The sequence below is a fragment of the Nocardia sp. SSK8 genome (assembly GCF_037034205.1).
In the GTDB taxonomy this organism is placed as follows: Bacteria; Actinomycetota; Actinomycetes; order Mycobacteriales; family Mycobacteriaceae; genus Nocardia.
Genome location: NZ_JBAGKD010000002.1, coordinates 170,479 through 191,995 on the forward strand (window position 1 = coordinate 170,479; position 21,517 = coordinate 191,995).

Consider the following 21,517-nt stretch of genomic DNA (forward strand, 5'->3'; position numbering starts at 1 on the left):
CCCCGACACTGTGACGAACACACCTCGGGCCGCTGACCAGGCCGGACGGCCCACCCAGCCACGCCGCGGCGGCCTCGGTGCATCGGTGGGTGGCCGTGCGCCGGAGCGGGGATCGTGTGGTGGTGTGGCACGATCCCCGGCCGACGGTGCTCATGCGGGGACTTCGGCTCGGGTGGGGTCGGCCGGGGTGCGTCCGGCGGCGACGACGGCGCGGCGAGCGTAGGCGCGCACATCGGCGTCCGGGTCGGTGACGGCGGATTCGAGCGCGTCCACGGCGGCGTCGTCACCCGGCCAGGTCGCCAGGGCGAGCACGGCGGCCTTGCGGACATCGAGATGCCGGTCGGCGAGGGCGTCGGTGAGCGGTGCGACGGCCGACTCCGGGATGGCGCCCGCCAGCCCGCGCGCCGCTCCGACGCGCACCTGCCACGCGGAATGCCGCAGTGCCGCGGCCAGTTCCACCACATCCTCGGCGCCGGGGGACAAGGCCGCGTAGGCGGTCAGCGCGGCGGCGCGGACCAGCGGATCGGGGTCGCCGGTGAGGACCCGGATCACCTCGATCCCGCCCGCGCCGATGGACGCGAGGCCCTGGGCGACAGCGATCCGCACCTCCCGGTTCACATCCGCGGCGATCGACGCCACCGCGCTCGCGTCGTCGAGCGACACCAGTGCACGGACCGCCTCGATCCGCACCCGATGATCGGAGTCACCCAGCGCGGCGCGGTATTCGGCGGCCGAACCGGCACGCAACGCCCGCAGCAGGTCGACGACGGTCGCCCGGACCAGCGGATCGGGGGAGCCGAGGTGACTCGCCAGCGCGCCCGCGCCCGGCAGCACCTCCACCAGCTCCCGCAGGCTCTCGGTCGCGGCCCGCCGCACCGATGCCGCCTCGTCGCCGAGCGCGCGCACCAGCTCGTCGGCGAAGCCCTCGGGCGTGTTCTCGGTGAGCATCGACAGTGCCGCCACCCGCACGACCGGATCCGGATCGGTCAGGTAGCTCGACACCTCCTCGACGCCGGGCGAATCCAGCGCCAGCAGGGTGACCAGGCGCGGCGAGGACGGGGTGGTCGCCACCGGCTGACTCCGCACCGGCGCCTCGTGCTGCGGCGCGCGGGTACCGACCAGCTCGGGCTGGGCGATCACCTCGACGATCGGCTCGGCGGAGGGCACCTCGTCCAGACCCGGCACCGGCACCAGATACGGCGCCACCGAGCGTTTGACGAACTCCATCTCCCCGTCGGCGGTCTTGCGCAGGTTCAGGTGGAAGTTCCACGCGGTGTCGTCGCGGTCGGGCAGGTCGGCCCGGTCGTGGTACAGACCCCACCGCGACTCGGTGCGGGTCAGCGAACTCCGCGCCGCCATCTCCGCGCAGTCGCGGATGAACGACACCTCCGCCGCCCGCATCAGCTCGTGCGGCGTGTGCGCACCGATGCCCTCGACCTCGCCGCGCATCCGCTCGAAGGTCTCCACCGCGATCGACAGCTTGGCCGCGGTCTTGGGCGGCGCCACATAGTCGTTGACGAACCGGCGCAGCTTGTACTCCACCTGCGGCTGCGGCGGCCCGTCCGGCTGACGCAGCGGCCGGTAGATCAGCTCGTGCGCGTCGGCGAGCTGGTCCTCGGGCAGCTCCGCCGGGGCGCTCACCTCCGCGAGGGTGGCGGCCGCGTGCGCACCGGCCAGATCGCCGTAGACGAACGCGCCGATCATGTAGTTGTGCGGTACGCACGCCAGGTCGCCCGCCGCGTAGAGCCCGGGGACGGTGGTGCGCGCGTTCTCGTCCACCCACACCCCGGACGCGGAATGCCCACTGCACAAACCGATCTCGGAGATGTGCATCTCGATATCGTGGGTGCGGTAGTCGTGGCCGCGATTGGCGTGGAAGGTACCGCGGGTGGGCCGCTCGGTGGTGTGCAGGATCGACTCGAGCGTGGACAGCGTCTCGTCCGGCAGATGCGAGACCTTCAGATAGATCGGCCCGCGCGCGGACTCGATCTCCTGCTTCACCTCGGCCATCATCTGCCCCGACCAGTAGTCGGAGTCCACGAACCGCTCGCCCTCGGCATTGACCTGATAGCCGCCGAACGGATTCGCGACATACGCGCACGCGGGCCCGTTGTAGTCCTTGATCAGCGGATTGATCTGGAAGCACTCGATCCCGGACAGCTCCGCACCGGCGTGATACGCCATGGCGTACCCGTCCCCGGCATTGGTCGGGTTCTCGTAGGTACCGTACAGATAGCCCGAGGCGGGCAGGCCGAGCCGCCCGCACGGACCGGTCGCCAGGATCACCGCCTTCGCGCCCACGGCGACGAACTCGCCGGTGCGCGTGTTCAGCGCGGCGGCCCCCACCGCGCGCCCGTGCTCGGTGAGCACCCGCACCGGCATCAACCGGTTCTCGATCCGGATCCGCTCGCGCATCTTCCGCTGGCGCAGCACGCGATACAGCGCCTTCTTCACATCCTTGCCCTCGGGCATGGGCAGCACATAGGACCCCGAGCGGTGCACCCGGCGCACCGCGTACTCGCCGTACTCGTCCTTCTCGAACTTCACGCCGTAGCGTTCGAGCCGCTGCACCATGGCGAAACCACGCGTCGCGGTCTGGTAGACGGTGCGCTGGTCGACGATGCCGTCGTTGGCCCGGGTGATCTCGGCGACGTAGTCCGCCGGTTCGGCCTTGCCCGGGATGACGGCGTTGTTGACCCCGTCCATGCCCATGGCCAGCGCCCCGGAATGGCGCACGTGCGCCTTCTCCAGCAGCAGCACGTTCGCGCCGGATTCGGCGGCGGTGAGCGCGGCCATGGTGCCCGCGGTGCCGCCACCGATGACGAGCACATCGCAGTCCAGCCGGACGCGTTCGGACAGCTCGGGAATGTTCACAGTAGCTCCAGGATCCGGTCGCGCAGCGCGCTGCGGTCCACCGCGGAACGCGGCTCGGGCACCTCGACGACCGCGCGCAGCGAACCCGCGCCGAGCACGGCGATCCGGTCGCCGAGCAGCAGGGCCTCGTCGAGGTCGTGGGTGACGAAAACGATGGTGGTGGGATGCGCGCGCCAGGTGTCGACCAGCAGACGCTGCATCTCGGTGCGGGTCTGGCTGTCGAGCGCGCCGAACGGCTCGTCCATGAGCACCGCGCGCGGCGCCCCGGCCAAGCTGCGCGCCAGCTGCACGCGCTGACGCATACCGCCGGACAGGTCGCGCGGCAGGTAGTCGGCGTAGCCGGTGAGCCCGACCTCGTCGAGCCAGCGCCGCGACCGGGTGGCCCGTTCGCCCCGGGGCACACCCCGAAGCCGCAGGGCCAGTTCGACATTGGCGCGCGCGGTGCGCCACGGCAGCAGCGCGTCGTCCTGGAAGACCAGGGCGCGATCGGCCGACGGCCCGGTCACGGTGTCGTCGTCGGCGCGGATCACGCCGCCGTTGGGCAGGCGCAGCCCGGCGATGGCGCGCAGCAGCGTCGACTTGCCACAGCCGGACTTGCCGACCAGCACCAGGATCTCCCCGGCCGCGACCGCGAGATCGATATCGTGCACGACGGTCTCGGCGCCGTAGCTGATCCGGACCGATTCCAGGTCCAGCCGCATCCCGGTGGACACGGCGGGGGCGAGGGTGGTGGTCATGACGTGACCTCTCTCGGCAGCCAGCGGGTGACCCGGCGGCCTGCCAGTTCGACGATGCCGGAGGTGAGGAAGCCGAGAACGCCGATGGTGATCATGCCGACGAACACGGCGGGGTAGTCGACGATGGTGTAGGACTGCCAGGTGCGGTAGCCGATGCCCAGGCGCCCGGAGATCATCTCCGCGGAGATGAGGCAGATCCAGGCCACACCCATGCCCACCGACAGGCCGCTGAACACGCCGGGCAGGATGCCCGGCACCACGACCCGGGTGAGCACCTCGCGCCGCGAGGCACCCAGGGTGCGGACCGCGTCCTCCCAGATGGTGGGTAGCGCGCGGGTGGCGTGCCGGGTACTCACCAGCACCGGGAACAGCGAGGCGGTGAAGGTGATGAACACGATGCCGGACTCGTCGCTGGGGAACAGCAGGATCGCCACCGGCACCAGCGCGATCGCCGGGATCGGGCGGATCAGCTCGGCCAGCGGACCGAACACATCGGCCAGCAGCCGCGAACGGCCCAGCCCGATTCCGGCCAGCACACCGACCACGGCCGCCAGCCCGAACCCGGTGACGATGCGGACCAGCGACTGCGCCACATCCAGGTAGTACTGGCCGCTGCCCAGGTGCTCGCCGAATTCGGCGACGATCTCGGTCACCGTCGGCAGCGTGTCGAACCGCAACCCGAGACGCACGTCCCCGGCGGTGAGCGCCTGCCACAGGCCGACGGCCACCACGACCGAGGTGATCCGGATGGCCCGCGAGACCCACACCGACCTGTGCGGCGCGGCCGCGGTCGCGTGCTCGTCCGCAGCAGTGCGCGGCGCGCCGCCGTCCTGGGCGGTCCGCACGTCACCGACCGGCGTCGCTTCGCTATCGGTGCCCGACGTCGAGAGGTTGTGCGCGGCAACGGTATCGGTAGCCGTCGCTGCCGCGCTGCGCTGACCGGATGCCGCGCTCATCCGCGGACCTCCGTCATGGCCTGGCGGTAGGTCACCGGGGTCGCACCGGCGTGGGCGGTGCGGTAGCGATCGGCGGCGGCCTGAGTGGTGAACGGCAGGTAGCGGTCGCCGTCGCGCAGCCAGACCGCCTTGTCGGCGAACCAGCGGGTGCCCAGCTCGGCGTCGGGCAGATACACCGCGCGAACGGTCTTGCCTTGCGCCTCGGCGGCCCGCACCGCGCGCAGCAGGCAGGCGGGATTCGCCGCGGGCTGCGGCTTGTCGGCGCCGTCCACCCACACCTCCCCGGCCAGCGCCGGATCGGTGACCGGCACCCCGCACACCGGATCGGTGCCGGTGACCTTGCTCGGGTTGGTCCCCGAGGCCAGATCGGCGTCGTAATCGCCGCGTCCGGTGTAGGCCTCGCGCAGCGGACCGTCCTGGACGAAGCCGTCGATGTCGAGTTCGGCGAAGTCGCCGATGGACTTCAGGTAGTTGACGTCGTCCTTGAAGGCCGCGATCAGGCTCGGCTTGAGCGTGGTGTCGAAGCTGGTGCCGCCGGGACCGTTGTAGAGGTATACCACCTCCTGCGGCAGCCCCGAACCCTCGGCGACGATCCCGGCCGCCTCGAACGGCTTCTCGTTGAGGAACGCTGTCGCGTCGAGCTGTGCGGCCAGGAACGCCTGGAGCACCTCGGGATGATCGGCGGCGTAGGCGCGGCGGGCCACCACGCCATGGAAGGTCGGCACATTCAGTTCGGCGCCGTCGTAGAGCAGCTTGGCCTTGTTCTGCTGCACCAGCAGCCCCGGCCAGGCCACGAACTGCGACAGCGCGCCCACCTGATGCGATTCCAGCGCCGTCGCCCCGACCTGCGGCTGCTGATTGAGCACCTCCACACCCTTGGCCGGGTCGATCCCGGCGCGGCTCAGCGCCTGCACCAGGGTGCCGTGCCCGGCGGAGCCGACGCTGGCCGAGATCTTCTGCCCGGCCAGATCGGTGAGCGAGCGGGCTGGCGAATCGTTGGGCACCACCACCATGTTCAGCGCGCCCTTGGGGTTGTAACCGGTGATCGACACCAGCTCGGTGCGGGCGCGCTCGTTGGCCTGGGTGCGCGAGCCGTTGATCAGCAGCGGATAGTCGCCCATCGAACCGATATCGATCTTCTCCGCCACCATCTGCGCGGTGATCGGGGCGCCGGTGTCGTAGTCCTGCCACTCCACCTGGTACTTCGCGCCGCCCGCGTCGGTGAGCTGCCGCAACCGCTGTTCCAGGTAGCCCTGGGCGCGCAGCAGCGTGCCCGCGGTGACGGTATTGATGGTCTTGGACTGATAGCCGACGACGACCTTCACGGTGCCCTCGGGCGCGGTGTCGCCGCTGTCGAGCGAGCAGCCCGCGGCGGCGAGCGCCACGGCCAGCGCGACGGGGACGAGACGAGTGAGCTTCATGCGTGGATTCCCGGTGTGGTTCAGCGGAGCAGATAGGGCATGTTGACGGTGACGGCACCGGTGGGGCAGCGCGCCGCGCACGGCCCGCAATACCAGCACTCGTCGACGTGCATGTAGGCCTTGCCCGAATCCTGGTGGATGGCAAGGGAATCGAGCGGACACATGTCCACGCACAGGGTGCAGCCGGTGATGCACAGCGATTCGTCGACCGTCACCGGGACGTCGGCGCGCTGGGGGACCAGAGCCATCAGAGGACCTTCCATTCGGGGGCGCTGCGGGTGAGGCTGCCGCGCATGGTGATGCGGTCACCGCGCAGGCGGATGTACTCGAGATCGACGGGTCGGCCGTCGTCGAGGTGGGTGAGGCGCTCGAGCATGAGCAGCGGCGCCCCGGCCGGGGTGTCGAGGGTGGTGGCGGTATGCGGGTCGGCGGCCACCGCTTCCAGGGCCAGCTCGGCGGCCCCGAGCGACTGCCCGGTGACCTGCTCGAGCAGCACGAACACATCGGTGGTCTCGAGATCGTGCGCGAGCACCTCGGCACCGACATCGGGGGCGAGATAGGTCAGGTCCAGGCTCAGCGGCAGATCGGCCAGGAACCGCAACCGCTCGATGTAGACCACGCGCTCACCGGGCGCCAGCTCGAGGCGGCGCGCGACGGCCGGGGGCGCGGTGACGGTGGTGGCCGCCCGCACCTCGTTGCGGACGATGCCGTGCTCCTTGAGAGTCTCCTGCAGGCCCAGCAGCGCGTCGAGACCGTGATCGAACTTGCGCGCCGCCACCCGGGTGCCGACCTTGGGCGCGCGGTCGATGAGCCCTTCGTCGCGCAGCAGCGCCAGGGCCTCGCGCACGGTATTGCGGGAGGTGCCGTGCTCGGCGGCGAGCTGCTGCTCGCCGGGCAGGGTGCCCTCGACCGCGCCCGCCAGGATCTGGTGGCGCAGGATATCGGCCACCCGGCGCGCCCGATCGGCACGCTGGCCACGGATCGGTGTGGCTGCCGTTTTCTCGCTGACCTGCATGAACAGCGACGATAGTGGCGGTTTCGGGTTCCGGATCCCGGCCCGGAACCGCCCTGAATTCAGCGGATGTTTCTACGCCGGGTGGCGCGGTGGGCGACCTGCGCGGATGCGGTCGCGCGCGGCTATTGCGCCACCCCGGCGGGTGCGGGCGACATTAGGATCAGGCCGATCGAATTGTCGCCCGCGGGCGGTGTCTCAGGGCTGGCCGGGCTGCAACATGATGAACAGGCCGTTCGCCTCGGCGCAGAGCCGCTCGCCGTCGTGCAGGGTGGCGCGCAGGTACACCTTGCGGCCCTCCACCCGCTCGGTCCAGCCGCGCACGGTCAGTTCCTTGTTCAGCGGCGTGATCGAGCGGTAGTCGACGGTCAGCGAGGCGGTGCGGGTCACGGCCTCGGTGTGCACCGCCGCGGTCATGCCGAGGACGTCGTCGAAGGCCAGCGCGATGTGCCCGCCGTGCGCGGCGTTGTTGCCGCCCAGGTGGAAGGTGCGGAAGGTCAGCGTGACGGTGACGCCCTCGGGATTCGCGCTGTTCACCGTGTACGGCGGCAGCGTGATGTTGCCGCGCGAGGGCAGATCGGTGCGGGTCCAGCTCGGCGAGGACCACTCGTCCACGACCGCCGACTCCAGGCGGGCATTGAGCTGCTCGAGGGTCGCGATGGTTTCCTTGGCCAGCTCGTCGGACGGACTGATCAGGCGGATGCGGTCCATGAGGTCGCGAGTCTGCTCGACCAGTTCGCCGTAGTGCGGTCCGCCGATGGTGAGGTCCAGCCCGCGCTCCTTGCGCTGCTGGATCAGGTCGGCCACCGGCCGGAACCCGCCCTCGTGGTGCTCGGCGTCCGGCAGCGCGTTGGCGGCCTGTGTATCGTCCATATGCAACACGTTATCGCTGCCGAGCTGGATGTTCGCGTCCGGTGTCCCGGTTCGGCGGGTTGCCGTGACACGGCTCACCACCGCCTGCCCGCCTCTATTAGGCTGGGTGCCGATCACCGAGCAGGTCTGTACGTACGGAGACGGCGAAAGGCTGAGCGCATGGGTATCGCGGCGGTTGTGTTCGACATGGACGGGGTGCTGATCGATTCCGAGCCGGTCTGGGAGCAGGTCAAGCGCGAGTACGTCGAACTCAAAGGTGGCCGGTGGCAACCGGATTCGCAGCACCGGATGATGGGCATGAGCACCACCGAGTGGGCCGCCTACCTGAGCGACGACCTGGGCGTGGCCATGCCGCTCGAGGACATCTCCACCAAGGTGATCGACCTGATGGCCGACCGCTACGCCCACCACGTGCCGCTGCTGCCCGGCGCCGTCGACGCCGTCCAGCGCTGTGCCGGGCAGTGGAAGCTCGGGCTGGCCAGCTCGTCGCCGCGCTCGCTGATCGACCTGGCGCTCGCGAAAGCCGGTCTGCTGGAGTATTTCTCGGCGATCCTGTCGACCGAGGAGGTCGGCCGCGGCAAGCCCGCGCCGGATGTGTATCTCACCATCGCCCAGCGTCTCGGTGTCGACCCGAGTGCCTGTACCGCCGTCGAGGACTCGTCCAACGGCCTGCGGTCCGCGCACGCCGCGGGCATGCGGCTGATCGCCGTACCCCGCCCGGAATACCCGCCGGAACACGACGCGCTGGTCGAGGCCGACGCCGTCCTCGACACCCTCGATCAGCTCACCCCGGAGGTCGTCACCGGCGCCTGAGCCGGTCAGAAACTGCCGGTGACCCCGTCGATCCGCTCCCGCAGCAGATCGGCGTGTCCGTTGTGCCGGGCGTACTCCTCGATCATGTGCAGGTACACCCAGCGCAGCGTGTAGCCGTCGGAGCGCCACGGTACGTGGAAGATGTGGTCGAGCGAGAGCCCGGCGACGGCCGCGTCGCAGGCGGCGACCTCGGCGTGGAAGGCGCCGAACACCGCCGCGGCGGGCAGCCCGTCGAGGTCGTCGAAGTCGGCGTCGGGTGCCTCGGGCGAGCCGTACACCGGTTCCAGGGACTCCCCGGCCGCCGACACCCGGAACCAGCCCCGCTCGACCTCGGTGAGGTGCCGGACCAGCCCCAGCAGCGACAGGCTCGACGGCGGCACCGAGCGCAGTGCGAGCCGCTCCCCGTCGAGCCCACCGCACTTGTTGAGCAGGCTCTGGCGATGAAAGTCCAGCCAGGACTGCAACATCGGGCGCTCGTCCACCCCGACGAGGGTGCGCTCCGGCTGGATCTCGGGTGCGGTCCACGTCATCACTGTGACGCTACCGATCCGCGTCGACGAATTCCGCCGTTCGCGATACGGCGACGGAAATTCCCAGTGGCGGTCCGCGCCTGCACCTGGCCCCGGACCGCCGGTATCCGGCAGACTGGCGCGATGGGTGCTGAGCAGGAGGACCGGCCCGAGGTCATCGTGCACGTCGGTGACGGTGTCGACGTGCCGCGCGCCGTCGATCCGTTCGCGCCGGGGGACGGGCCCGCCGATCCGGCGCCGGACCACCCGTTCCTGCTGCTCACCCGCTCGGCGGGCGAGCGTATCCAGGCGCGCTATCTCGACGACGGCACCTACGAGGTCGAGCACCTCGATGGGGCCGAGCGGCGGCAGCTCTTCACCACCGACGCGCTGCTCGTGCGCGATATCGTCTGGTCGTGGATCCAGCGGGACCACTGGTGGCGCGACACCGTCGCCTGGACCACCGTCGACCCGGCCCTCGCCGAGCTCGACGCGCTGCGTGCCGAACTGACCGGCATGCTCGACGGACTGTCGGTCATGGACTCGGTCACCGGGGAACTCGACCGGGCGCTGGCCCGCGCCGACGAACTGCTCGGCGCCGACTTCGACGACGAGCGGTTCGAGCTGGGCTGAAACCGGGACGCTAGCCGGGCAGCGGCGCCGCGATGTCCTCCTCGCCCTCGCACCAGTCGTCGAAGGCGTCGAACTCGTCCTCGGCCCAGACCGGGACGGAATCCTCGACGGCGTCCTCGATCGGGTCCCAGTAGCGGTCGCAGCCCGCGGGGGCGGGCGGCCAGGATTCGATGTACTGGACCAGCGGTGACGGGGGTGGTTCGGGTTCCTGGGCGGTCGCGAGACCCGCGGTGGCCAGGGTGAGCGCGGCGGCCACGCCCACGGTGGCGGCGATCCGGTGCACGAGACGCATGACATCCTCCTGTCCGAGCCGAACATTGTGATGCCCTGCGATCCTAACGCCGCGGGCATGGACGTCAGCGGGCGCGGGCGCTCCAGCGGCCCTCGTCCCAGCGCACCTCGATGGGATGGGCGAAGGCCGTGGAGACGTGCTCGGTGATGATCACGTCCCGGGCCGGACCCGCGGCGACGGCGTGCCCACCGGCGATGAGCAGGGCGTGGGTGGTGCTGCTCGGCAGCTCCTCGAGATGGTGGGTGACCAGGATCGAGGCGACCTCGGGATGGGTGCGGTCGAGGGTATCGATGGTGCTGAGCAGCTGTTCGCGCGCGGCCAGATCCAGGCCGGTGGACGGCTCGTCGAGCAGCAGCACCCGCGGCGCGCTGATCAGCGCGCGGGCGATCAACGCCCGGCCGCGCTCGCCCTGCGACAGCGTCGGCCAGCGATCCGCGGCCTTGCCGGACAGGCCCAGGGTGTCGATGATCGCGTCGGCCCGCGCGAGATCGCCCGGGGAGGGCGTCCAGCGCATCGGGGTATCGATGGTGCCGGTGATGCCCGTGAGCACCACCTCGCGCACGGTGAGCGGGTACTGGAGGGGATGGCGTGGGTTCACGTGCCCGATCGACCGGCGCAGCCGCGCGAGCTCCACCCGGCCGAACTGCTCGCCCAGTACCCGCACCGCGCCGGTGGTGGGGAAGGTGACCGCGCCGCAGAAGCCGAGCAGTGTGCTCTTGCCCGCGCCGTTGGGGCCGAGCAGTGCCCAGTGCTCACCCGCCCGCACGGTCAGCGAGATGCCGTTGATGATCTTCTTGCCGTCGCGGCGGAAGGTCACCGCGTCGAGTTCGATCACCGGGGTGCCGGTCATGCGAAGGCCTCCCTCAGGGCGGACAGGTGGGTGCGGCTGAATTCGGCTGCCGCCGTGGGGTTCCGGTCGGCGACCGCCTGCGCGAGGTCTTCGTGCGCGGCGTGGTCGGCCTGCTCGGAGGCGACCGGGCGCAGCGCGAGCATGTCGATCATGGCCAGGCGCAGGCGCGGCAGGAAACTGTCGAAGAGCTGAGTGAGCACCGGGTTGTGCGCGGCGACGATGACCGCGCGGTGGAAGGCCATATCGGCGTCGACATGCTCGGCCACGCTCTGCCCCTCGGCGCGCCTGCCCGCCAGGGCCCGGCGGATGGCCCGCACGTCGGCCGGGGTGCGCCGCTGCGCGGCCAGGGCGGCGGCCTCGGCCTCGATGGCGATGCGCGCCTCGATCACCGCGGCGATGGTGGCCCCGCGCAGCACGACATCCCAGTCCTCGCGCACGTCCAGCGCGGTGACGAACACGCCCGCGCCCTGCCTGCTGTCGAGCACCCCCTTGCCCGCGAGCTCCCGGATCGCCTCGCGCAGGGTGGACCGGCCCACCCCCAGCTGCGCCGCGAGCAGCGTCTCACCCGGTAGTCGATGGCCCAGCGGCCATTCGCCCGCGCGGATCCGCGCGAGCAGGAGTTCGGCCGCCTGAGCGGCCAGCGGCTGACGCCGTACCTGCGCTTGCACCGGAATACCTCTCTACTTGTCTGAGGAGTTGTGGTAGAAGTATAGCCATCATGACCAACACCGTGCTGCTCCTCGGCCGCCACGGCGGGGCCTGACCGACCGGCCGCCCCGCCGTGGGGCTCCGTCGTGGCCGGTCGCCGTCGTCTCGTGGCCCGTCGTGGCCAGGAAGCAGAGCACCGTCATGACCACCTTCCCCACCCTCTCGACCCCCGCCGGGAACACCGGCCCGCACGCGTGGAACCGTCAGCGTGCCTCGGCCATGCCCTCGCATCGTTACCGTGATATCCACCGGCGCGTGGAAGTACCCGCCGGACATCGGGATTGGCCGAACGCCCGGATCACCGAGGCGCCGCTGTGGGTGCCCGTCGACCTGCGCGACGGTAATCAGGCCCTGGCCGAACCGATGGACCCGGCCCGCAAGCGCCGGTTCTTCGAACTGCTGGTCGCCATGGGCTACAAGGAGATCGAGGTCGGCTACCCGTCGGCCTCGCGGACCGATTTCGATTTCGTCCGGCTGCTGGCCGACACGGAGATCGCGCCACCGGATGTCACCCTGGTGGTGTTCACCCCGGCCCGCCGGGACCTGATCGAACGCACCGTGGACTCGGTGCGCGGCATCACCAACGAGGTGGTGATCCACCTCTACACCGCCACTGCGCCGGTCTGGCGCGAGGTCGTCCTCGGCAAGGACCGCGCGCAGCTGCGCGAGCTGATCCTCGCGGGGGCGCGCGACGTACTGGAACTGGCGGGCGCCTGGCCGAATGCTGGCCGCTCCTACGACGCGGTGATCCGGGTGAACTCCCAGTCCGGCAAGGGTGGCATCGCCTACCTGCTGCACTCCGGCTACGGCCTGGAGCTGCCGCGCCGCCTCCAGATCGACCTGGCCCGGCGCGTTCAGGCGCACACCGACGACACCGGCGCCGAGATCACCGCGAAGGAACTGCACACCCTGTTCGAGGAGTCCTACACCGTCCGCGACCCCCGAATCACGCTGCGGCAGTGGCGGATCACCGGCGACAGCACCGAGATCACCCTCGCCGTGGCCGGAACCGAACACCAGTCCAGCCACGCCACGGGTCCCGTCGAAGCCCTGACCACGGCCCTGGCCGCCGTGGGGCACCCCGTCGAGATCCTGGGCCTGACCCAGCACTCCCTCGACGCGGGCGCGTCCGCCACCGCCGCGAGCTACCTCGAATACCGCACCCCCACCCGCACGGGGTGGTCCTTCGGCCGCGACACCTCGGTGATCGCCGCGTCCCTGGCGGCGGTGATGAACGCCGCCAACGCCTGAGTGTTCGCGGTGCGGCTACAGACCGCCCAGCGACATGGACGGCACCGTGTTCGTCGTGCAACCGTCGGGCGGGGCCTGCCCCGCCAGACGGTTGTCGAGCCACGTCGTGACCGCGGGTGTCGCGCTGATCGCGAGACTGACGTGTTCGCTCAGGCCGTCCCGGACCTGGGTGATCCACGCCCCGGACGCGCACCACTGGGCCACCGCCCGGTCGGTCTTGGCGATGTCGATGATCTCGTCGTGCACGGCGTTGTAGACCAGCAGTGGCGCGGTCGGCACGGTGGGGCCGAAATCCAGGTCGTCGAACAATGTCCGGGCCTGCTCGATCAGTTGCGTGAAGGGGATCGTCAGGTAGTCGTCCATGTTCACGAAGGCGTGCTGTGCCACGTTCTGCGTCACGCATTTGCTGTCACCGGCCGCGATCAGGGCGTGCCCGGCGGGTGTCAGATAGGTGTCGAAGATCGCCGCCAGGCGGGGGTCGGCGCGCATCATGCCCGGCAGCATCGACGGCAGGAAACCGGAGAACAGGCCGGAGTTCAGCGTCTCCAGGTAGCTGCCCAGGGGTGCGGTCCAGCCACCGAGGGCGACACCGGTGAGCCGGATCTCGGGAGCGTAGTCCGGATGCACCTGCGCGGCCCAGCTGGTCCCGATCGACCCGCCCGAATAGCCCACCGCGGCGACCGGCGTCTCGGTGCCGGGCAGGCCGAGCGGCGCGAAACGTTCGGCGGCGCGCACGCCGTCGAGCACGGTGTACCCCGGCTGCCTCGGGGCGACCAGCGTTCCCTTCGGTCCCTCCCAGTCGGGGACGGAGATCACGTGCCCGGTCGCGAGCAAGTGGTCGATCTGCAGGAGATCCAGTGCGGAGTCGTACTTGTCGGGTGCCCCCTGGCGGAGCACGTACGAGGGCGCGCACTGCGGCGCCGAGGCGTCGGTGGCGGGCTGATAGGAGACCAATCCCCGGACCTGCCCGGTGCGTGGGCGCAGGACCGTCGTCACCGTCGCCAGGGGACGGCCGTCGGCATCGGTCGTGCGATACAGCAACTGCCACGCCTCGGCGTTCTGCGCCCGCGGTCCCATCGAGGCCACCTCGACGGGGCGCGAATTCAGGATGGTGCCCGGTGCCCGGGTGTCCCAGCCCGTCGGCGGGACGTAGAACGGGTCGTGCTGCGGAGTCGGCAGCGGATCCGCGTGACCGACCGCGACGGACGTGCCGGTGCAGCACAACACGGCCGACGCCGCGATCAGCACCGCGCGGAGCGGGCCACGCCTGCCCACCGGATGCGTTGCACCACAGTCTGATACGACACTCACTCGGGTATCCCTCCCTAGCTGGGATCGCCGCGAGCGAATCCCCCTGGAGCCCGTCACGGTACCGGCCCGGATCGCGAGGAATGTCCGAACCGGCGAGTAGTTTCGCGCCGGTTCGAACCGGCGTCAGCACCAGCCGGTGACGTACATCAGGGCCAGGCTCGAGACGCCGAGGACCAGCCCCAGGAGTCCGCCGAGCAGCAACGGCCGGGCGCCAGCGGTGCGCAGCCGGGCGACGCTGAGCGAGGTGCCGATGGCGGCCAGGACGACGGCGATGAGCCATCCGCTGACCGCGCTCAGGGGCTGGGTCAGGCTCGGGGGGAGGATGCCGAGGCCCGCGATGAGGGAGGCGGCGAGGAACAGCACGACGAACAGGGGGAAGACCTGGCGCAGGGATCCGGTGGGGGCGCCGGTCGCGGCGGCGAGACGGCGGCGGCCCAGGTGCAGGCCCAGGCACAGCGGGACGATGGCGAGGCTGCGCACCAGCTTCACGATCACGGCGAAATGCGCTGCCCCGGCGCCGAAGACGACACCGGCCGCCAGCACCGAGGACGTGTCGTTGATCGCGGTCCCCGCCCACAGTCCGAACGCCTCCTGCGACAGGCCGAGCGCCCGCCCCAGCGGCGGATAGATCAGCACCGCCGCGACATTGAAGACGAAGATGGTGCCCAGCGCGTAGGCCACCCGCTGACGATCCGGCCGCAGCACCGCGGTGGCCGCGGCGATGGCCGACGCGCCGCAGATGGTGGTGCCGACGGCGACCAGCGTCGCCGATTCCCGGTCGACCGCCAGCATCCGCCCCACCACGAAGGCCGCCACCGCGCCGACCACCAGGGTGCCCAGCAGCACGATCGCGGTCTCGCGGCCCACGCTCAGCACCGAACCCACCGGCAGCCCGAGCCCCAGCAGCACGATCGCCACCCCGAGCAGCCGCTGCCGCGCCACCTCGAGCCCCGGGTCGACCACCCTCTCTGCGCCGCGCGCCCGCCGCAGCACGGTCCCCGCCACCGCTCCGGCGCCCAGTGTCAGCACCGGGACGCCGACCATCGGCAGCGCCCGGCCCACCGGCGTGGCCGCGGTGGCCAGCAGCGCGGCGAGGAGCAGACCGGGGGCGAGAGTCCGTGCGCGATTCACCCCTCCACCTTCGCCGCGCGACAGATCCCGAGGTAGAGCCCGCTTTCGGAGGAGCTCATAAATACGGCTTATGGCTTGGCGGCCGCGGCGGGACACCCGGATGTGCTTTCCTGGAACAGTGCGGAGAGCTACCCGGCTGACCCTCGGCGCCGGAATCGCAGTGCTGATCTGGGGCGAATGGGCCAACTGGCGCGCCTCACGCCGGTTCGTGGGCGAGGTCCCCGCCGGGACCGAAGCGGTGGTCGTGCTCGGATACCGCAATGCGGGACCCCGGGCCAATGCCATGAACCGCTGGCGGGTGCGCGCGGGCCTGCGCTCGATCGATCCCGCCGCACCGGAATCCCGCCTGGTCCTGTGCGGCGGCGCCTGCGCGGGACCGGTCAGCGAGGCGGCGCTGATGGCGCGCTACGCGACGGAATCACGCGGCTATCGCGGCGAGCTCGTGCTCGACGAGGCCAGCCGATCCACCTGGGAGAACATCGCGTTCGCGCTGCCGCTGGTGAAGGACGCCGACCGGATCAAGATCGTCTCGCTGCCCACCCACGCCGAGACCGCCCGCCGCTATCTGCTCGAGCAGAGCCCGGAACTGGCCCCGCGGCTGGTGCGCGGCCGCGACTACCGCTTCGGCGAGTGGCTGCCGCTCAAACCGGTGTTCGCCCTCTACGGCGTGGTCAAGAACATCCAGCGCCGCACCGGTGGCTGATACCGCGCCCGCGCCCGCGTCACCCATAATCGGCGCATGACCCTGCCGCCCGGAACACCCGACCTCGAGGTGCTCGACCTCCTGGTGACGGTCGCCGAGCTGGGCAGTCTCGGCGCCGCCGCCCGCCGCCACGGCATCAGCCAGCCCGCCGCGAGCATGCGGATCAGCGCGCTCGAACGGCGCCTGCGGGTCAAGCTGCTCGACCGCGGCCCGACCGGTTCGGCCCTCACCGACGCGGGGCAGGCCGTTGTCGGCCACGCGCGCACCGTGCTGGCCGCGGTGCGCGAACTGGTCGACGATGTGGGCAGGCTCCGCGCCGAGCAGGCACCCCGGCTGCGCATCGCCGCCTCGAAAACCATTGCCGACCACCGCATCCCGCACTGGCTCGCGGCTCTGCGCGGCGACCACCCCGAGGTGGTCGTCGCGCTCGAGGTGGACAACTCGACCCAGGTGGCGGCCCTGGTCCGCGACGGCGGCGCCGACCTGGGCTTCGTGGAGGGCCCGCACCCGCCCGCCGGTCTGGGCAGCCGCGTCCTCGGGACCGACGACCTGGTCGTCGTCGTGGCCCCCGACCACCCGTGGGCACGCCGCCACACCCCGGTCACCCTCGCCGAGCTCGCGGGCACCGCGCTGCTGTGGCGCGAGCCCGGCTCGGGCACCCGCGACACCGTCTGGGATCTGCTCAGCACCGCGGGCGCCCCGGCGGGCCCGGCCGCCGAACTCGGCTCGGCCGCCGCGATCGTGGCCGCCGCCCGGACCGGCATGGCCCCCGCCGTCCTCAGCAGGCTGATCGCCGCGCCCGATCTGGCCGGTGGCGCGCTGATCGAGATCCCGTCGGCCGACAGCGCCCGGCTGACACGCAAGTTCCGCGCGATCTGGCGCCGCAACAGCCCGCCCGCGGGTCCGGCCGAACTGCTCGTCGAGCGGGCCGCACGGCTCGAGCACGCCCGATCCGCGCTGCCGGAAAGGTCCGAATCGCCGGGGTGAACCGGTCGGTACAGCGAAATGGTGCAGAAGCGGAGCCGACGGCTCTAGTCTGTTAGCGCTACGCACTGTGGAGGTTGGATCAATGACGGTCGAGATCGTGACCGAACCGGCACCGGAGGACCTGTGGACCGGATCGGCCCGGGCGACCGGGACACCACCCACGTCGATGATCGAGCGGATGACGCTCATCCTCGACGCCTTCGACGCCACCACCCCCACCCTGACCCTGCTCGGCCTGGCCGAGCGCACCGGGCTGCCGCGCTCCACCGTGCACCGCATCCTCGACCAGATGATCCGCCTGCGCTGGCTCGCGCACACCCCCGGCGGCTACCGGCTGGGCCTGCGGGTTCTCGAACTGGGCGGCTTGGCCGCCGAGCAGAACGAACTGCGCGAGGTGGTCGGCCCGCTGCTCTACGAGCTGACCCAGCGCACCGGCCTGATCGGGCACCTGGCCGTGCTCGACGGGCGCGAGGTGCTGTTCCTGGACCGCGCGGGCGGGCGCAGCCGGGTGGCCATCCCCACCCGGGTCGGCGGCAGGCTGCCCGCGCACTGTACGGCGGTCGGCAAGGCGCTGCTGGCCACCCTGGAACCCGGCATCGCGGAGGCGTCGTTGCGCGGCAACACGGTGCCGCGGACCGCGCGCACCATTGTCGACCGGGCCGAACTGCACCGCGAACTCACCCGGATCCGCAACCGGCAGGGCGTGGCCGTGGACACTGAGGAATCGCTGCCCGGGGTGGGCTGTGTGGCCGTGCCGATCCGGGGCCGCGGGGTGGCGCTGGCGGCGATCTCGCTGTCGGGCACCGTCAACGGTGACCGCAGCGCCCTCGACACCGCCCGGCTGGCGCGGGCGCTGGCCGAGGTGGCCAAGGAGGCGGCCCGCACCCTGGCACCCCGGCACGGCCGCCCCCTGCCGTAACTCAGTCGCGCGGAGCCTGTTTCGCCATCGCGCGCCCGGCCGCCCGGCCGGAGAAGATGCACCCGCCGAGGAACGTGCCCTCGAGCGCGTTGTACCCGTGCACACCGCCGCCGCCGAACCCGGCGACCTCACCGGCGGCGTACAGGCCGGGGAAGGTCTCGCCGTCCGGGCGCAGCACCCGCGAATCGAGATCGGTCTGCAGTCCACCCAGGGTCTTGCGGGTGAGGACATTGAGCCGCACCGCGATCAGCGGGCCCTCGGCCGGATCAAGGATCCGGTGCGGTTTGGCCACCCGACCGGCCTTGTCACCGAAGTACTTGCGGGCGTTGTGGATCGCGGCCATCTGCGCGTCCTTGGTGTAGGGATTGCGCACCTCCCGGTCGCGCGCGACGATCTGACGCTCGATCTCGGCCGGGTCGAGCCGCGGGCCGCGCGCGATGGCGTTCATCCCGTCGACCAGCTCGCCGATCGTGTCGGCGACCACGAAGTCCACCCCGTGCTGCTTGAAGGCCTCCACCGGCCCCGGCGCGCCTTTGGCGACCCGGCTGCGCAGCAGCAGCTTGAGATCCTTGCCGGTGATGTCGGGGTTCTGCTCCGAGCCCGAGAGCGCGAACTCCTTCTGGATGATCGTCTGGTTGAGCACGAACCAGGAGTAGTCGTGCCCGGTCGACAGGATCCGGCGCATGGTCTCGTTGGTGTCGAAACCGGGGAAACACGGTGCGGGCATGCGGATTCCGTCGGCGTCGAACCACAGCGAGGACGGGCCGGGAATGATCCGGATGGCGTGATCGGGCCAGACCGGGTCCCAGTTGTTGATGCCCTCGGTGTAGTGCCACATCCTGTCCCGGTTGACCAGCGCCGCCCCGGCCGCCTCGGAGATCCCGAGCATCCGGCCGTCCACATAGGCGGGGACGCCCGAGATCATCGTCTCCGGGCACGGGCCCAGCCGCTCGGTGGGCCAGTTGCGCCGGATCAGCTCGTGCGCGTGGCCGATCCCGCCCGAACTCACCAGCACCGCCGGTGCCCGGACGTCGAACTCGCCCACCACATCCCGGTTCGAGGCGACGCCACGCTCGGTCTCGCTGTCGGCCAGCACGCTGCCACGCACCCCGGTGACGGCGCCGTCGGTGACCACCAGCTCGTCGACCCGGTGCCGGAAAGCGAAGCGCACCAGGCCCTTCGCCTCCCCGGCCAGGACCGGTTCCAGGAACACCCGCACCACCTCGGGCCCGGTGCCCCAGGTGAGGTGGAAGCGCGGCACGGAGTTGCCGTGCCCGTCGGCCAGTCCGCCGCCGCGCTCGGCCCAGCCGACCAGCGGGGTGACCCGTAAACCCAAGGCGTGCAGGTAGTCCCGCTTCTCATCGGTAGCGAAGCGGACATAGGCCTGCGCCCACTGCCGCGCCATCCGGTCCTCGTCCTCGCGGTCGAATCCGGCCGAGCCGAGCCAGTCCTGCAAGGCCAGCTCGTAGGAATCCTTGATGCCGAGCCTGCGCTGCTCGGGGCTGTCGACGAAGAACAGCCCGCCCAGCGACCAGAACGCCTGCCCGCCGAGATTGGCGCGATTCTCCTGGTCGAGCACCAGCACCTTGCGTCCGGCCAGGACGAGCTCGTGGGTGGCGACCAGGCCCGCGAGCCCGGCGCCGACGACAATCGCGTCGGGAGTGAAATCTGCTAGCGGATCAGGCGCTGTGCTCGACATGCCCTGGAACGTAGCATTGGTGGGTCGGGGGTAGGGGAGAAGTCCTGGAAAATGCCCTGACCAGCGATGTTTCATCAAGGGAAGGTCATGATTTCGATGAAGGTCCGTACCCGCACCGGCGCCGCCGTGCTCGCCCTGGCCGTACTGGCCGGGCTGGGCGCCACCTCCTGCTCGAAGACCCGCTGGTGCGAGAAGGATCAGGGCGACGTCCTGGTCGCCAACTCCTACTGCGAACGCGGCGTGGCGGGCTACGAGTGGGAGCCCGACCACGACAAGCCCAAGTACAAGAAGAAGCCGAAGAAGCACTGACTCCGGCGCCTGCGGCCTTGCGCCGCAGGCGATTCCGAGACGCGATCGTGGCACAAGGGATGCCGAGTTCGCGCCTTGTCGATGCGGGTCAGCGGGTATTCCCACGCTGAGCGCACCGAATACCGTTGCGGTGGACGGTGATCGCTCGTTTCTCTATTTCTCACAACGGCGTGAGTGGGTGGGCACGATGACCAACCGGAAGGTATTTCGTATCGGCGTAGGACGTACAGCGCGAGCGCTGTCGGTGTTGCTCCTGGCCGCGGGCATCGGGACAGTGATGTCCCAGACGACAGCGGTGGCGCAGAACTGCGCCGCCATCGATGTCGTCGTCGCCCGCGGGACCAATGAGCCCGGCTACCTCGGGGCGGTCATCGGTGACCCGCTCTACGCGGTACTCAGTACGCAACTACCGGTCGATACGACCGCCCATCGCGTCGAATATCCCGCCGACCTGCTGGTTCCCTCCTCGGTCAGCGACGGCACCCGGGCGATGACCGGGCATGTGATGGCCCAGGCCGCGGCCTGCCCCGGCCAGCGTTTCGTGCTGGTCGGCTATTCGCAGGGCGCCGCGGTGACCCATGGTGTGCTGGGTTCGCCAGCGATGATGCTGCTGCCCGGGATGTACGTGCTGCCCCCGGAACTGTCCTCGCGGGTGGTGGCGGTGCTCCTCTTCGGTGATCCGCTGCGGCTGGTGGGCGCCGGAGTGGCACCGCTCTACGCCGACCGCACCGCGAACTATTGCACCGCGGGCGATCCCGTGTGCGCGGGCGGGATCTTCCCGACCGCGCACGGCGCCTACGGCTGGTCGTTCTCCGCGGCCACCGGGCAGGTGAACGCGCGGCTGTGAACCGGTGCGCCCGTCGCTCAGGCGGCGGGCAGCACCCCGGCCAGGACGGCGCCGATCTGCGCGACCGCGCGATCGACGCTGCCCGTCGGCTGGAACAGATGACTCAGCGTCAGCCGGACCATGATCTCGACCAGGCCGGTGAGCTCGTCGTCGGACAGCTGGTCGAAGCGGTACTGCTCGCGCACGGTGGCGGTGAGCGCGGCGACCGCGCGGCCCAGAACCGGCTCCGGATCGCTGACCAGCGCGGGTAGCAGCGCCGTGTCGGCATCCTGGCGGGCCGAGAGCACGGCCTTGATCAGGGTGTTGTCGCCCGCGGTGCGCAGTGCGTACTCCGCGGCCGCGGTCATTCCGGCGACCGGCTCGGCGTGATGGGTGGCGAGCGTGTCGGCGATCCCGGCGAGGAAGATCCCGAGCTCCCGCTCGATCAGCGCGTCCGCGAGCGCCTGTTTGGTACCGATCTCCTTGTACAGCACCGGCCTGCTGATGCCGACCTCCTTGGCCACCCGGGACATGTTCACCGACCCCCAGCCCTCGGTGACGACCATCGTGCGGGCGGCGTCGAGCATGCGATCGCGCAGCAGCTGACGCATCTCGGCGTGAAAGTTCGGCGATTCGGCCACGAACTCAGCATACATGTGCCGACAGTTCGGCACGTTCGTTAACAATCTGCCAGATGGTGTAT

At 71.0% G+C, this 21,517-nt stretch carries 23 protein-coding genes; 8 read left to right on the forward strand and 15 right to left on the reverse strand.

What is annotated here, in order from left to right; all coding sequences use genetic code 11:
- Nucleotides 1-150: 150 nt before the first annotated feature.
- The 7 genes from WA675_RS04350 to WA675_RS04380 all read right to left on the reverse strand — a co-directional run bounded on the left by WA675_RS04350 (nucleotide 151) and on the right by WA675_RS04380 (nucleotide 7,873).
- Nucleotides 151-2,874, reverse strand: a complete 2,724-nt coding sequence (locus WA675_RS04350; RefSeq protein WP_336082121.1) for a fumarate reductase/succinate dehydrogenase flavoprotein subunit — start codon at nucleotides 2,872-2,874, stop codon at nucleotides 151-153.
- Nucleotides 2,871-3,611, reverse strand: a complete 741-nt coding sequence (locus WA675_RS04355) for an ABC transporter ATP-binding protein (RefSeq protein ID WP_336082122.1) — start codon at nucleotides 3,609-3,611, stop codon at nucleotides 2,871-2,873. Before WA675_RS04355 ends, WA675_RS04350 begins: the two co-directional genes overlap by 4 nt.
- Entirely contained in the window at nucleotides 3,608-4,567 is a 960-nt protein-coding gene (locus tag WA675_RS04360) for an ABC transporter permease (RefSeq protein ID WP_336082124.1), read from the reverse strand. The genes WA675_RS04355 and WA675_RS04360 overlap by 4 nt, the downstream gene beginning before the upstream one ends.
- Entirely contained in the window at nucleotides 4,564-5,988 is a 1,425-nt protein-coding gene (locus WA675_RS04365) for an ABC transporter substrate-binding protein (RefSeq protein WP_336082126.1), read from the reverse strand. The genes WA675_RS04360 and WA675_RS04365 overlap by 4 nt, the downstream gene beginning before the upstream one ends.
- A gap of 20 nt (nucleotides 5,989-6,008) precedes the next feature.
- Nucleotides 6,009-6,236: a 4Fe-4S dicluster domain-containing protein gene (locus WA675_RS04370; protein ID WP_336082127.1), complete on the reverse strand. Its 228-nt coding sequence runs from the start codon at nucleotides 6,234-6,236 to the stop codon at nucleotides 6,009-6,011.
- Entirely contained in the window at nucleotides 6,236-7,003 is a 768-nt protein-coding gene (locus WA675_RS04375; protein WP_336082128.1) for a GntR family transcriptional regulator, read from the reverse strand. Before WA675_RS04375 ends, WA675_RS04370 begins: the two co-directional genes overlap by 1 nt.
- Nucleotides 7,004-7,198: 195 nt before the next feature.
- Nucleotides 7,199-7,873, reverse strand: a complete 675-nt coding sequence (locus WA675_RS04380) for a PaaI family thioesterase (protein WP_336082130.1) — start codon at nucleotides 7,871-7,873, stop codon at nucleotides 7,199-7,201.
- A gap of 159 nt (nucleotides 7,874-8,032) precedes the next feature.
- On the opposite strand from WA675_RS04380, the gene WA675_RS04385 reads away from it, so the two are divergent.
- On the forward strand, nucleotides 8,033-8,686 hold the full coding sequence (locus WA675_RS04385; protein ID WP_336082131.1) for an HAD family hydrolase: 654 nt from the start codon (nucleotides 8,033-8,035) through the stop codon (nucleotides 8,684-8,686).
- A 5-nt stretch (nucleotides 8,687-8,691) separates the two neighbouring features.
- Here WA675_RS04385 and WA675_RS04390 read toward each other — a convergent pair whose 3' ends face one another.
- Complete coding sequence (locus WA675_RS04390; protein ID WP_336082133.1) at nucleotides 8,692-9,216, reverse strand: DinB family protein; 525 nt, start codon at nucleotides 9,214-9,216, stop codon at nucleotides 8,692-8,694.
- 123 nt (nucleotides 9,217-9,339) lie between these two features.
- Between WA675_RS04390 and WA675_RS04395 the strand changes: the two genes are divergently transcribed.
- On the forward strand, nucleotides 9,340-9,828 hold the full coding sequence (locus WA675_RS04395) for a hypothetical protein (RefSeq protein ID WP_336082135.1): 489 nt from the start codon (nucleotides 9,340-9,342) through the stop codon (nucleotides 9,826-9,828).
- Between the two features lie 10 nt (nucleotides 9,829-9,838).
- On the opposite strand, the gene WA675_RS04400 is transcribed toward WA675_RS04395, so the two are convergent.
- From WA675_RS04400 to WA675_RS04410, 3 genes are all read right to left on the reverse strand, one after another.
- Nucleotides 9,839-10,120 (reverse strand): hypothetical protein, encoded by a 282-nt coding sequence (locus tag WA675_RS04400; RefSeq protein WP_336082136.1) that lies wholly within the window; start codon nucleotides 10,118-10,120, stop codon nucleotides 9,839-9,841.
- Nucleotides 10,121-10,184: 64 nt separating this feature from the next.
- The gene (locus WA675_RS04405) at nucleotides 10,185-10,970 is read right to left on the reverse strand and encodes an ABC transporter ATP-binding protein (protein WP_336082138.1); all 786 of its coding nucleotides are present in this window, start codon (nucleotides 10,968-10,970) and stop codon (nucleotides 10,185-10,187) included.
- A complete protein-coding gene (locus WA675_RS04410; RefSeq protein WP_336082139.1) occupies nucleotides 10,967-11,638 on the reverse strand; it encodes a FadR/GntR family transcriptional regulator in 672 nt (223 codons plus the stop codon). The genes WA675_RS04405 and WA675_RS04410 overlap by 4 nt, the downstream gene beginning before the upstream one ends.
- A 259-nt stretch (nucleotides 11,639-11,897) precedes the next feature.
- Here WA675_RS04410 and WA675_RS04415 point away from each other — a divergent pair, with 259 nt between their 5' ends.
- Nucleotides 11,898-12,929, forward strand: coding sequence for an alpha-isopropylmalate synthase regulatory domain-containing protein (locus WA675_RS04415; RefSeq protein WP_336082825.1), 1,032 nt, complete (start codon nucleotides 11,898-11,900; stop codon nucleotides 12,927-12,929).
- A gap of 15 nt (nucleotides 12,930-12,944) precedes the next feature.
- Here WA675_RS04415 and WA675_RS04420 read toward each other — a convergent pair whose 3' ends face one another.
- Both WA675_RS04420 and WA675_RS04425 read right to left on the reverse strand, forming a co-directional pair.
- Nucleotides 12,945-14,240: a lipase family protein gene (locus WA675_RS04420; protein WP_336082140.1), complete on the reverse strand. Its 1,296-nt coding sequence runs from the start codon at nucleotides 14,238-14,240 to the stop codon at nucleotides 12,945-12,947.
- 123 nt (nucleotides 14,241-14,363) lie between these two features.
- The gene (locus WA675_RS04425; protein WP_336082141.1) at nucleotides 14,364-15,371 is read right to left on the reverse strand and encodes a YeiH family protein; all 1,008 of its coding nucleotides are present in this window, start codon (nucleotides 15,369-15,371) and stop codon (nucleotides 14,364-14,366) included.
- 118 nt (nucleotides 15,372-15,489) lie between these two features.
- On the opposite strand from WA675_RS04425, the gene WA675_RS04430 reads away from it, so the two are divergent.
- The 3 genes from WA675_RS04430 to WA675_RS04440 all read left to right on the forward strand — a co-directional run bounded on the left by WA675_RS04430 (nucleotide 15,490) and on the right by WA675_RS04440 (nucleotide 17,980).
- Nucleotides 15,490-16,074, forward strand: a complete 585-nt coding sequence (locus tag WA675_RS04430) for a YdcF family protein (protein WP_336082143.1) — start codon at nucleotides 15,490-15,492, stop codon at nucleotides 16,072-16,074.
- Nucleotides 16,075-16,110: 36 nt separating this feature from the next.
- Entirely contained in the window at nucleotides 16,111-17,061 is a 951-nt protein-coding gene (locus tag WA675_RS04435) for a LysR family transcriptional regulator (protein WP_336082144.1), read from the forward strand.
- A gap of 82 nt (nucleotides 17,062-17,143) precedes the next feature.
- Nucleotides 17,144-17,980: an IclR family transcriptional regulator gene (locus tag WA675_RS04440; protein ID WP_336082145.1), complete on the forward strand. Its 837-nt coding sequence runs from the start codon at nucleotides 17,144-17,146 to the stop codon at nucleotides 17,978-17,980.
- A gap of 1 nt (nucleotide 17,981) precedes the next feature.
- Here WA675_RS04440 and WA675_RS04445 read toward each other — a convergent pair whose 3' ends face one another.
- A complete protein-coding gene (locus WA675_RS04445) occupies nucleotides 17,982-19,679 on the reverse strand; it encodes an FAD-binding dehydrogenase (protein ID WP_336082147.1) in 1,698 nt (565 codons plus the stop codon).
- A 96-nt stretch (nucleotides 19,680-19,775) separates the two neighbouring features.
- Between WA675_RS04445 and WA675_RS04450 the strand changes: the two genes are divergently transcribed.
- Both WA675_RS04450 and WA675_RS04455 read left to right on the forward strand, forming a co-directional pair.
- Nucleotides 19,776-19,988, forward strand: a complete 213-nt coding sequence (locus tag WA675_RS04450; RefSeq protein ID WP_336082148.1) for a hypothetical protein — start codon at nucleotides 19,776-19,778, stop codon at nucleotides 19,986-19,988.
- Between the two features lie 277 nt (nucleotides 19,989-20,265).
- Nucleotides 20,266-20,835 carry a cutinase family protein gene (locus WA675_RS04455; protein WP_336082149.1) on the forward strand — a complete coding sequence of 190 codons (570 nt, stop codon included), beginning with the start codon at nucleotides 20,266-20,268 and terminating at the stop codon, nucleotides 20,833-20,835.
- A gap of 17 nt (nucleotides 20,836-20,852) precedes the next feature.
- Here the strand turns inward: WA675_RS04455 and WA675_RS04460 are convergent, their stop codons facing one another.
- Nucleotides 20,853-21,455 (reverse strand): TetR family transcriptional regulator, encoded by a 603-nt coding sequence (locus WA675_RS04460; RefSeq protein ID WP_336082151.1) that lies wholly within the window; start codon nucleotides 21,453-21,455, stop codon nucleotides 20,853-20,855.
- Nucleotides 21,456-21,517: the final 62 nt, after the last annotated feature.